Origin of the sequence: Streptomyces sp. NPDC001904 (assembly GCF_040297005.1) — a bacterium.
Taxonomy (GTDB): Bacteria; Actinomycetota; Actinomycetes; order Streptomycetales; family Streptomycetaceae; genus Streptomyces.
In genome coordinates this window covers 316,289-328,019 of the sequence record NZ_JBEOYI010000003.1, presented here as the reverse complement: position 1 = coordinate 328,019, position 11,731 = coordinate 316,289, and the positions used below count along the sequence as shown (strand labels likewise).

Below are 11,731 nucleotides of genomic sequence, written 5' to 3'. Positions count from 1 at the left end.
CCGTCCTCGCGGCGGACGCCGATGTCGGTGGCGGCCTCTAGCCTCGGAACGAGCAGGGGGACGTGAGCGGGAGCGGGGCCTGACGAGGGGGATCGGGATGCGGACGTACGCGGCCGACGCGGCACTGGCCGTCGTCATCGGCACGGTGGTGGTCCTCGGGGCCGCGCTCGGCGACGGCGCACCACCGGCGGGGTACGCGCTGATGGCGGCGGCCGCCGCGATCCTGGCCGCCCATCGGCACGCGCCCCGCACCGTGCTGCTCGGGTCGGCCGCCCCGACCACGGCGTACGTCGTGGCCGCGCACCCCGGGCCGCTGGCCGCGCTGCCGGTGATCGCGGCCGTGCACACCGCCTCCCGCGCGGGGCACCGGGCGCTCGGCGCGGCCGTCGCCGGGGGATTCCTCGCCGTGTACATCACGCGGGACGCCCTGGCCGCCGACGGGGCCACCGGCCGGGCGATGCTGCTCGCGGGGTGGTTCCTGTGCGCGGTCGTCACCGGCCTCGCCGACAAGAACTGGCAGGCGTACCTCCATCAGACCGAACAGCGCGCGCTGGAGGCCGAGCGCACCCGCGAGGAGGCCGCACTGCGCCGCGCGGGAGAGGAACGACTGCGCATCGCACGGGAGTTGCACGACTCCCTCACCCACAACATCTCCATCGTCAAGCTCCAGGCCGGGGTCGCGGTGCACCTGGCCCGCAAGCGCGGCGAGGAGATACCTCCCGCGCTGCTCGCCATCCAGGAGGCCAGCGGTGAGGCGATGCGCGAACTGCGGGCGACGCTCGACGTGCTGCGCACCGACGAGCCCACCGGCACCCCGGCGCTGCTCGTGGAGCGCGCCCGCTCGGCCGGGATCCCCGTCACGCTCACCGTCACCGGCCGCGAGCGAACCCTGCCGCCGCACCTCGACCGCACGGTCTACCGCATCGTGCAGGAAGCCCTGACGAACGTGGCACGGCACGCGGGCGGCGCCGCCCGCACCGACGTGCGGCTGGCCTACGGGGAGACCGAGGTGACCGTGCGGGTGACGGACGAGGGCACGGCGGACCAGGACCGCCCGGCGGCCGAGGGCACCGGCCTGACCGGCATGCGGGAGCGCGTCACGGCGGGCGGCGGCACGCTGACGGCGGGACCGCGCGCCGGGGGAGGGTTCGAGATACGCGCGGTGCTGCCGACGGATCCCGGCGGCGCCGACGGCCCGGTCCCGTCCGGGACCGGGAGCGCCGCCCCGCACCGCACGCCGCTCGGGGCCGCCCCGTGACCGACACCGCGCCGCACCGCCCGGCCGGCCCTGTCGTCCGGGTCGCGCTCGTCGACGACCAGGCGCTGATGCGGGCCGGATTCCGGGCGCTGCTCGACGCCGAGGACGGGATCGAGGTCGTCGGGGAGGCCGGGGACGCCGCGGCCGGGGTCGCGCTCGTGCGGGAGACCGTGCCGGACGTCGTGCTCATGGACGTCCAGATGCCGGGCGAGAGCGGGATCGGGGCGACGCGCCGGATCGCCGCCGACCCGGCCCTTGCCGCCGTGCGCGTCGTCATGCTCACCAACTACGCCTTCGACGAATACGTCTTCGAGGCGCTGCGCGCGGGCGCCTCCGGATTTCTGCTCAAGGACAGCGAGCCCGACGACCTGCTGGCCGGTGTCGCGGTCGTGGCACGCGGCGACGCCCTGCTGTCGCCGTCCGTCACCCGCCGCCTCATCGGCGAGTTCGTCGCACGGCCACCGGACCGGGCGACGGCCCCCGGCCTCGAACACCTCACCCCGCGCGAGCGCGAGGTCACCGCGCTCGCCGCCCGCGGCCTCACCAACGAGGAGATCGCCGCGCACATGGTGATCAGCCCGTTCACCGCCAAGACGCACATCAGCCGCGCCATGACCAAGCTGGGCGCCCGGGACCGGGCGCAACTCGTCGTGTTCGCCTACGAATCGGGCCTGGTGACCGCACGCGCCCGGGGCGCCGGGGAAGGAGCCGCCTAGGATCGGCCCATGATGATCAGGGGGAGGGCCGTCCTCACGCGCGCCGCTGGGTTCACCGCCGCCGCGCTGCTCGTGACGGGGTGCGGCACACAGACGTCCGGCGACGCCGCGCCCGCGGGGCCTGCCGCCTCGCCGTCGAGCAGCGGCACGGACCTCGGCCGGGTGCACCTCGACAAGCTCGACCCCAGCGCGCCGCAGTACGGCACGGTCCGGACCGCGCCGCCCACGACCGCCGCGCCGACCGGCCCCTGCCCCGGCTCCGGGGTGCGGATCACGGCGGGTGCGGCCGACGCCGCCCTGGGGCTGCGGGCCCTCCGGCTCACCCTCACCAACTGCGGCACGGGCACGGTCGCGCTCTCCGGGTATCCGCGACTGCGGCTGGCCGAGTCCGACGGCACCCCCATCGAGAGCGTCCGCGTCCTCCGGGGCACCCGACAGGTCACCGACGCGGTGGCGGACCCCGGACCGCACCGCCTCACACTTCGCCGCGGCGAGAGCGCGATCTCCGTCCTGGCCTGGCGCAACACCTACGCCGACACGACGAACCCGCCCGTCACCGTCGACCGTGTGACGGTCGATCCGGGCATCGCCGGCGCCGCCCGGACGGTCACCCCCGAGCCGCCGCTCGACCTCGGCAGCACCGGACGACTCGGCACGACGGCCTGGCACGAGCGCTGAGAGCCGCCCGCTAGGATCCGAAACGAAGGTTGCTGAGGGCGCGGACGCCGGGTCCGCCGTGGTGGTTGGGGGTCAGGGTGGTCGCTGGTCGTGTGGTGCGCTTCGACGGGGCGCGTGGTTACGGGTTCATCGCTCCGGACGACGGCGGTGAGGACGTCTTCCTGCATGTGAACGACCTCCTCATCCCCGAGTCCTATCTGCGCATCGGGCTGAAGGTCGATTTCGACATCGAGGACGGCGACCGCGGCCCGAAGGCGTCCTCGGTCCAGCTCGCCGAGGGCGCGTCCGTGCCGGTGGCGGGCGGCCGGCACGGCTCGGCCGACGGCGACGACGTGCTCTGCGACGTGCTGCGCGTCGACGAGTTCACCAACGAGGTCACCGAGCTGCTGCTGCGCGCCGCCCCCTCCCTGACGGGCGAGCAGATCCTGACGATCCGCCGCGAGCTGGTGCAGAGCGGACGCAAGCACGGCTGGGTGGACAGCTGACCCGCCACCCCCGCTGAGCCGCCCGGGCCCGGGCCGAGTCGATGGACTCGGCCCGGGCCCTGTCCGTTCTCGGACTTCTTCTCCCTGGATGTCGGGTCCACTCATTCAATCTTCACAGAAAGCGGTCCGGCATCCGGACAACCCCCTTGTCCTGCGGACTGTATGCGAAATACGTTCTGCGGTATTCCTTGATCGCCCACAGGCGTCCCGTGATCCGTCATGGGCCCCTGCGGATCCCCTTCCCTGGCGGAGGTATGCCCTCGTGCGCCGAACAGCGGTTGCCTGCACGGCAGTTGCCTTGGTGATGTCCCTGACGGCGGGCTGCGGCTCCCTGCAGTCCTCGGCCACCGACGTCGGCGGGGAGCGCATGACCGACGACCGCCCCGTACGCGACGGCGGCACCCTCACGGTCGCGCTCAACGCGGACCCCGACAAGCTGGACCCGACCCTCGCCCAGACCCTCGTGGGCCGCACCGTCTTCGCGGGCATGTGCGAGAAGCTCTACGACACCGACGCCGACGGCGAGATCGTCCCGCAGCTCGCGACGGCCCGGCCGAAGGTCTCCGCCGACGGCCGCACCGTCACCTTCGACGTCCGCAAGGACGCCACGTTCAGCGACGGCACCAAGCTGGACGCGGACGCCGTCGTCACCTCGCTGCTGCGCCACCGCGACCTCCCGGGCTCCGCGCGCGCCACCGAACTCGCGCCGCTGAAGTCGGCGCAGGCCACCGGCGCGTACAGCGTGAAGCTCACCCTCAAGCAGGCCTACGTGCCGCTGACCGCCGTCCTCGCCGACCGCGCCGGCATGGTGATGTCGCCGACCGCGCTCAAGAAGTACGGCAAGAACTTCACCAACCACCCCTCGTGCGTCGGCCCGTTCGCCTTCTCCGAGCGCGTCGGCGGCGACCGCATCGTCCTGACCAAGGACGCGCACTACTACGACGCCGACGCCGTCCATCTGGACAAGGTGATCTACAAGCCGATCCCCGACGGCAGTGTCCGCCTCGCCAACCTGCGCTCCGGCGACGTCCAGGTCGGCGACCAGATGGGCCCCGTCGACGTGAAGAGCGCACTGACCGACGCGAAGCTCCAGCTGTTCAACTCGCCCTCGCTCGGCTACCAGGGCATCGGCATCAACGTCGGCAACGTCAAGGGCCTCGGCGCGAAGCCCGGCACGATCGACAGCCCGCTCGCCGGCGACGTCCGCGTCCGCGAGGCCTTCGACCTGGCCATCGACCGCGACCTCATCAACAAGGTCGTCTTCCAGGGCATGTACGAGCCCGCCTGCGGGCCCGTCTCCCCGGAGTCGGCGATCGCGCCCGGCGTACGCGCGTCGCGGTGCCCCGAGCGCGATGTGGCCGCCGCCAGGAAACTGCTGAAGCGGGCGGGGGTGAAGACGCCGGTGCACATCGAGCTGAAGACCTCCACCACCCCCGAGTGGAGCCGCATCGGCCAGGTCATCCAGGCCATGGCCAAGGACGCCGGCTTCGCCGTCACGCTGCGGCCCACCGAGTACGCGACGATGCTGGAGGAGACCGACGCGGGCCAGTACCAGGCCTTCAACAGCGGCTGGTCCGGGCGGCTCGACCCCGACGGCAACATCGCCAGCTTCCTGCAGACACGGGGCGCCATGAACGCCTACGGCTACGGCGACCCGAAGGTCGACGCCCTCATCGCGCGCGGCCGCACCGAGTCCGACACCGGCGAACGCAACCGGATCTACGCCGAGTTGACCCGCCGGGTGAACGCCGCGCACGCCCTCATCTACCTCTACCGCCAGAAGAACTACGTCGTCGCAGGGAAGGACGTCGCGGGCATCCACGTCTACGGCGACGGCCTGATCCGCGTGAAGGATGCGGGGTACGCCAAGTGACGACCGCCCAGATGTCCCTGAAGAAGCCCGGACCGCTCGCCGGTCACCCGATGGCCAAGTACGTCCTGACCCGCGTCCGGCAGTCCCTCATCACCCTCTTCCTCGTCTCGATCGTCGTCTTCACCGGCATCCGCGCCCTGCCCGGCGACCCGGCGCTCGCCCTCGCCGGTGAGGAGCGCAGCCCCGAGGCGCTCGCCGCGATCCGCAGCGAGTACGGCCTCGACGACAACATCGTCGTCCAGTACGGGCGTTTCATCGGCCACGCCCTCCAGGGCGACCTCGGCACCTCCTCGCGCACCGGCCTGCCGGTCGCCGACGCCATCGGCGAAGCGCTGCCCGTCACCCTCGAACTCGCCGCCCTCGCACTGTTGTTGGCCATCGTCCTCGGGATCGGCGCCGGAATCGTCGCCGCCGTACGGCGCGGCAGGCCCGCCGAGTGGATCGCCAACGCCCTAGCCCTGCTGGGCCTTTCGATCCCGACGTTCTGGCTCGGCATCGTCCTGGTGCTCGCGTTCGCCATCGCCGTCCCCGTCTTCGCGGCCTCCGGCTACGTCCCCTTCGGCACCGACCCCGTCGACAACCTGCGGCGCATGGTGCTGCCCGCGATCGTGCTCGGCTCCGGGCTCGCCGCCGTCGTCATGCGGCAGACCCGCGCCGCCATGCTCGACTCGCTCTCCGCCGACTACGTCCGCACGGCACGCGCCAAGGGACTCTCCCGCCGGGAGGTCGTCGGCGGGCACGCCCTGCGCAACTCCCTCGTCACCGTCGTGACCGTGCTCGGCCTCCAACTGGGCCACCTGATCTCCGGCGCGGTCGTCACCGAGCAGATCTTCGTCCTCCCCGGCTTCGGCAAGCTCACCATCGATGCCGTCTTCACCCGTGACTACGCGACCCTCCAGGGCGTCGTCCTCGTCACCTCGTTCGCGTACATCTTCATCAACCTGCTGGTCGACGTGGCGTACTCGGTCATCGACCCGCGCATCCGGCTCGGAGGTGCCCGGTGACCACGCTCGCTCTCACGGGACTGCGCGCCCGGGCCACCGGGAACGCCAAGCTGCGCGCACTGCGCAGGAACAAGCTGGCCATGACCGGCGCCGTCATCGCGCTGGTCTTCGTCCTCGCCGCGCTGCTCGCCCCGCTCGTCGCCCCCTACGACCCGGCGCGGCCCGACTTCGACCACGTGCTCGGCGCGCCGAGCTGGACCCACTGGCTGGGCACCGACGACCTCGGCCGCGACCAGCTCTCCCGGGTCGTCTACGGAGCGCGGGCCTCGATGCAGGTCGGCGTGCTCGCCGTGGTCCTCGCCTTCCTCGTCGGCGTCCCCCTCGGCCTGCTCGCCGGCTACTACGGGAAGATCGCGGACAGCGTCGTGTCCCGGGTCACCGACACCATGCTCGCCTTCCCGTTCCTGGTGCTCGCCGTCGGCCTCGCCGCCGTCCTCGGCCCGTCGCTGACCAACGCGACGATCGCGATCGGCATCTCGCAGATCCCGGCCGTCATCCGCATCACCCGCGCCGAGACGCTGCGCCTCAAGCACGTCGACTACGTGGCCGCGGCCGTCGCCAACGGCGGCGGCGACGCCACCGTCCTGTTCCGGCACATCCTGCCCAACGCGACGTCCGCGCTCACCGTGCAGGCCACCGTCGGCATCCCCGCCGCCATCATCGGCGAGGCCCTGCTCAGCTTCCTCGGCCTCGGCGTCCAGCCGCCCGAGCCCTCCCTCGGCGTGATGCTCTCCTCCGCCCAGTCCTTCCTCGCGCCCGCGCCCTGGATGGCGGTCTTCCCCGGCCTCGCCGTGGTCGCCGCGACCCTGGCGTTCAACCTGCTCGGCGACGGCCTGCGCGACGTCCTCGACCCCCGTGGAGCCACCCGATGACCCAGCCGGTTCTGAGCGTGCGGGACCTGTCGGTCTCCTTCGTGTCCGACACCCGCACCGTGCACGCCGTCGACCACCTCTCCTACGACCTGCACGCCGGTGAGGTCCTCGCCGTCGTCGGCGAGTCCGGCTGCGGCAAGTCCGTCACCTCGATGGCCGTCATGGGACTGCTGCCGCCCACCGCGCACGTCTCCGGCTCGATCCGGCTCGGCGAGCGGGAACTGGCGGGCGCCGACGACAAGGCGTACGGGAGGATCCGCGGCAAGGACATCGCGATGATCTTCCAGGAGCCGATGACGTCCCTGAACCCGGTGCTCACCATCGGCCGGCAGATCGGCGAAGTGCTCCGCCGCCACCAGGGGCTGAGCAGGCAGGAGGCACGCGCGCGTGCCGTGGAACTCCTCGACCTGGTCGGCATCCCGGCTCCGGCCCAGCGCGTCGACGAGTACCCGCACCAGCTCTCCGGCGGCATGCGCCAGCGCGTGATGATCGCCATCGCGGTCGCCTGCGACCCGTCGGTGCTCATCGCCGACGAACCGACCACGGCCCTCGACGTGACCGTGCAGGCGGGCATCCTCGACGTCCTGAAGTCGCTGCGCGAACGGCTGGGCACCGCCATCGTCCTCATCACCCACGACCTCGGCGTCGTCGCCGACATCGCCGACCGCGTCCTCGTCATGTACGCGGGCCGTCCCGTCGAACAGGCACCGGCCGACGAGCTGTTCGCGGCGCCCCGGCACCCCTACACCCGCGGGCTGCTCTCCGCCGTCCTGCGCCCCGGCACCCCGAAGGACCGGCTGCCCGAGATCCCCGGACTGGTGCCGAGCCTCGACGCACAGCCCGACGCCTGCACGTTCGCGCCGCGCTGCGCCCGCGCCGACGACACCTGCACGGGCGCGCGCCCCGGCTTCAAGGCCGTCGTCGCCGACGCCGGGGCGGACGCCGCGCACCGCGCCGCCTGCTGGCACCCGCACACCCTCCAGGAGACCGCCTCATGAGCACCGCCCCCGTGCTGGAACTCACCGGCCTCGAACGCCACTTCGCGGGCGCGGGCGGCACCGTGCGCGCCGCCGACGGCGTCACCCTCACCGTCGGGCGCGGCGAGGTCGTCGGCCTCGTCGGCGAGTCCGGCAGCGGCAAGTCGACCGTGGGCCGCTGCGCCGTCCGCCTCGACGAGCCCACCGGCGGCACCGTCCGCATCAACGGCACCGATGTGACCACCCTGTCGCGGCGCGCCCTGCGCCCCCTGCGCAAGGACTTCCACCTGGTCTTCCAGGACCCGTCCTCCTCGCTCGACCCGCGGATGACCGTCGGCGAGATCGTCGCCGAACCGCTGCGCCTGCACGGCATCGCCAAGAACAAAGAGGCCGCCCACGCGCGCGTACGGGAACTTCTCGCCCAGGTGGGACTGCGCCCCGAGCACGCCGACCGGCACCCGCACGAACTCTCCGGCGGCCAGCGCCAGCGCATCTCCATCGCCCGCGCCCTGTCCGTCGACCCCGATCTGCTGGTCGCCGACGAGCCGACCTCCGCGCTCGACGTCTCCGTGCAGGCCTCCGTCCTCAACCTGCTCGCCGACCTCCAGCGCGACCGCGGCTTCGGCTGCCTGTTCATCACGCACGACCTGGCCGCCGTCGAGTACCTGGCCGACCGGATCGCCGTCATGTACCTCGGCCAGATCGTCGAACAGGCCCCCACCCGCGAGCTGTTCGCCGACCCCAAGCACCCCTACACGCAGGCGCTCCTCTCGGCCGCGCCGGTCCCGGACCCGGTCACCCAGCGCACCCGGGAACGCATCGTCCTCAGCGGCGAACTGCCCAGCCCGCTCGCCCCGCCGCCCGGCTGCCGCTTCCACACCCGCTGCCCGCTCGCCGTGGACCGCTGCCGCACCGAGGTACCGGCCCTGCGGACCTTCGAAAGCGCTGCCGGCGGCCGCGAGGTCTCCTGCCACCTGGTCGCCGACGACGGCACATCCCCGGACGCGGCCTCTCGTACGATCCCGAACACCCGCACCGCCACCCGCTAGGAGCCTTCTTGTTCACCACCCGGCCGACCCTCCAGGGCACCTTCGGCATGGTGTCCTCCACGCACTACCTCGCCTCCCAGTCCGCGATGGCGGTCCTGGAGGACGGCGGCAACGCCTACGACGCGGCCGTCGCCGCGGGCTTCGTCCTGCACGTCGTCGAGCCGCACCTGAACGGCCCGGCCGGCGAGGTGCCGATGATCATCGCGCCGGAGGGCGGCGAGGTCCGCGTGCTGTGCGGCCAGGGCGTGGCCCCCGCCGGAGCCACCGTCGCGCACTACAAGGCGCTCGGCCTCGACCTGGTCCCGGGCACCGGCCCGCTCGCCGCCGCCGTGCCCGGCGCCTTCGACGCCTGGATGCTGCTCCTGAAGGACCACGGCACCAAGTCCCTCGCCGACGTCCTCAAGTACGCCGTCGGCTACGCGGAGGACGGCCACGCCCCCGTCGAGCGCGTCGGCCAGACCGTCGAGACGGTGCGCGAGCTGTTCGAGACCGAGTGGCCCTCGTCCGCCGAGGTCTATCTCGTCGACGGCAAGGCGCCCCGCCCCGGCGAACTGCTGCGCAACCGGCAGCTCGCCGCCACCTGGAAGCGGCTGACGGCCGAGGCCGAGGCCGCCGGTTCCGACCGCGTCGCGCAGATCGAGGAGGCCCGCCGCATCTGGCGCGAGGGCTTCATCGCCGAGGCGCTGGTCCGCCAGTCGCAGCGGCCGACCATGGACACCAGCGGCGAGCGCCACACCGGCACCCTGACCCTCGCGGACCTGGCCTCCTGGGAGGCGACCTACGAGGCCCCGGCCACCTACGACTGGAACGGCTGGACCCTGTGCAAGGCCGGCGGCTGGAGCCAGGGCCCCGCCTTCCTCCAGCAGCTCGCCCTGCTCCCGCCGGAACTGCCCGCCTACGGGTCGGCCGACTACGTCCACCTGCTCATAGAGGGCTGCAAGCTCGCCATGGCCGACCGCGAGGCCTGGTACGGCGACGCCGAGCAGGTCCCCGTGGACGCGCTGCTGTCGGACGACTACAACGCCGCCCGCCGCACCCTGATCGACCCCGAGAAGGCCTCCCACGACCTGCGCCCCGGCAGCCCCCTCGGCGCCGAGCCCCGGCTGAGCGCGCACGCCCACGCGGTCGCCTCCGGCGAGGCGGGCTTCGACGCGATGGGCGTCGCGGGCGCGGGTGCCGGAGAGCCCACCGTGGCCAAGGACGGCGGCACCCGTGGCGACACCTGCCACCTGGACATCGTCGACCGCTGGGGCAACCTGGTCGCCGCCACCCCCTCCGGCGGCTGGCTCCAGTCCAACCCGGTCGTGCCCGAACTCGGCTTCCCGCTCGGTACGCGCCTCCAGATGGCCTGGCTCGACGAGGGCCTGCCCAACTCGCTCACCCCCGGCCGCCGCCCCCGCACCACGCTCACCCCGTCCCTGGCCCTGAAGGACGGCGTCCCCGTCATGGCGTTCGGCACCCCGGGCGGCGACCAGCAGGACCAGTGGCAGCTGCACTTCTTCCTGGCCGTGGCGCTGGGCGGAGAGGTCCGCGGCGGGCTCGACCTGCAAGGCGCCATCGACGCCCCGAACTGGCACAACGACTCCTTCCCCGGCTCCTTCTTCCCGCGCGGCATGCGCCCGGGATCGGTGACCGTCGAGTCCCGCATGGCCGAGGACGTCATCGCCGAGCTGCGCCGCCGCGGCCACGACGTGACCGTCGGCGACGCCTGGTCCGAGGGCCGCCTGTGCGCGGTCGCCCGCGACCCGCGCACCGGCGTCCTTCTCGCGGCGGCGAACCCGCGCGGGATGCAGGGGTACGCCGTCGGCCGCTGACCGGCGCCGCGGGCCACGAGGGGTGGGACCGCCGATTTCACGGTGAGTCCACCCCTCGTTCACCTCCTCGGTACGCGTTGTCAGTGGGGCGTGTTCTCATGGAGGCATGATCGAGACAACGACGGAAAGCATCGACGACTTTCTGACCAGCAAGGTCACCGACCAGCTCCTGACCGACGTGGAGCGGATCGTCCGCGCCGCGGCCGCCACCGAGATCACCCCGCGCTTCCGGCAGCTCGCCTCCCACGAGATCGAGGAGAAGAGCGCCCCGCACGACCTCGTGACCGTCGCCGACAAGCGGGCCGAGGAACACCTCACCCGAGAACTGCCCGCCCTGCTCCCCGGCTCCGTCGTCGTCGGCGAGGAGGCCGTCGCCGCGGACCCCGCGCGCTACGAGCAGATACGCGGCACCGCCCCCGTCTGGATCGTCGACCCGGTCGACGGCACCCGCCAGTTCGTCCACGGCGACCCCGGCTTCTGCACCCTCGTCGCGCTCGTGCTCGACGGCGTGGTGCTCGCCTCCTGGACCTGGGCGCCCGCGCTCGACGAGTTCGCCGTCGCCGTCCGCGGCCGGGGCGCACGGCTCAACGGCCGGGTGCTGCACGCCGGTTCACCCGAGCCGGGCCAGGACCTCCGCACCGCCACCTCGCACCCCGACTACACCACCGACGCGCAGAAGCGGGCCCTGCTCGGCCTGCGCACGGACGGCATCGCCCCGCGTCCCTGCGGCTCGGCCGGCCTGGAGTACCTGGCCGTCGCCCGCGGCGCCCTCGACGCCCTCGCCTTCAGCTGGGAGCTGGCCTGGGACCACGCGGCCGGACTGCTCCTGGTCAAGGAGGCGGGCGGCGCCCACCTCACGCGCGACGGCCTCCCGTTCCGCATCACCGGGGGCAACGCGCTGCCCTTCACGGCGGCACGGGACGCGGCCACCGCGGAGCGGATCAAGGGGCTGCTGGCCGAAGGAGCCTGACCAGCGCGACCCTCGCGGCACGCCACCCGCACCCG

11 protein-coding genes are annotated in these 11,731 nt (G+C 73.2%); all 11 read left to right on the top strand.

Features of this window, described 5'->3' with window-relative positions; translation table 11 throughout:
• Nucleotides 1–97 precede the first annotated feature (97 nt).
• The 11 genes from ABT127_RS06255 to ABT127_RS06205 all read left to right on the top strand — a co-directional run bounded on the left by ABT127_RS06255 (nt 98) and on the right by ABT127_RS06205 (nt 11,696).
• On the top strand, nt 98–1,258 hold the full coding sequence (locus tag ABT127_RS06255) for a sensor histidine kinase (RefSeq protein ID WP_351445106.1): 1,161 nt from the start codon (nt 98–100) through the stop codon (nt 1,256–1,258).
• On the top strand, nt 1,255–1,974 hold the full coding sequence (locus ABT127_RS06250) for a response regulator (protein WP_351445104.1): 720 nt from the start codon (nt 1,255–1,257) through the stop codon (nt 1,972–1,974). Before ABT127_RS06255 ends, ABT127_RS06250 begins: the two co-directional genes overlap by 4 nt.
• 9 nt (nt 1,975–1,983) lie before the next feature.
• Nucleotides 1,984–2,652: a DUF4232 domain-containing protein gene (locus ABT127_RS06245; RefSeq protein ID WP_351445102.1), complete on the top strand. Its 669-nt coding sequence runs from the start codon at nt 1,984–1,986 to the stop codon at nt 2,650–2,652.
• 92 nt (nt 2,653–2,744) lie between these two features.
• Nucleotides 2,745–3,137: a cold-shock protein gene (locus tag ABT127_RS06240; protein ID WP_351445100.1), complete on the top strand. Its 393-nt coding sequence runs from the start codon at nt 2,745–2,747 to the stop codon at nt 3,135–3,137.
• Nucleotides 3,138–3,441: 304 nt separating this feature from the next.
• Entirely contained in the window at nt 3,442–5,010 is a 1,569-nt protein-coding gene (locus tag ABT127_RS06235; protein ID WP_351445098.1) for an ABC transporter substrate-binding protein, read from the top strand.
• 50 nt (nt 5,011–5,060) lie between these two features.
• Nucleotides 5,061–6,014, top strand: coding sequence for an ABC transporter permease (locus ABT127_RS06230; protein WP_351445431.1), 954 nt, complete (start codon nt 5,061–5,063; stop codon nt 6,012–6,014).
• 50 nt (nt 6,015–6,064) lie between these two features.
• Entirely contained in the window at nt 6,065–6,886 is an 822-nt protein-coding gene (locus tag ABT127_RS06225) for an ABC transporter permease (RefSeq protein ID WP_502971648.1), read from the top strand.
• On the top strand, nt 6,883–7,884 hold the full coding sequence (locus tag ABT127_RS06220) for an ABC transporter ATP-binding protein (protein ID WP_351445094.1): 1,002 nt from the start codon (nt 6,883–6,885) through the stop codon (nt 7,882–7,884). Before ABT127_RS06225 ends, ABT127_RS06220 begins: the two co-directional genes overlap by 4 nt.
• Nucleotides 7,881–8,912, top strand: a complete 1,032-nt coding sequence (locus tag ABT127_RS06215; protein ID WP_351445092.1) for an ABC transporter ATP-binding protein — start codon at nt 7,881–7,883, stop codon at nt 8,910–8,912. The genes ABT127_RS06220 and ABT127_RS06215 overlap by 4 nt, the downstream gene beginning before the upstream one ends.
• An 8-nt stretch (nt 8,913–8,920) precedes the next feature.
• Complete coding sequence (locus ABT127_RS06210; protein WP_351445090.1) at nt 8,921–10,726, top strand: gamma-glutamyltransferase family protein; 1,806 nt, start codon at nt 8,921–8,923, stop codon at nt 10,724–10,726.
• 106 nt (nt 10,727–10,832) lie between these two features.
• A complete protein-coding gene (locus ABT127_RS06205; RefSeq protein ID WP_351445088.1) occupies nt 10,833–11,696 on the top strand; it encodes an inositol monophosphatase family protein in 864 nt (287 codons plus the stop codon).
• Nucleotides 11,697–11,731 lie beyond the last annotated feature (35 nt).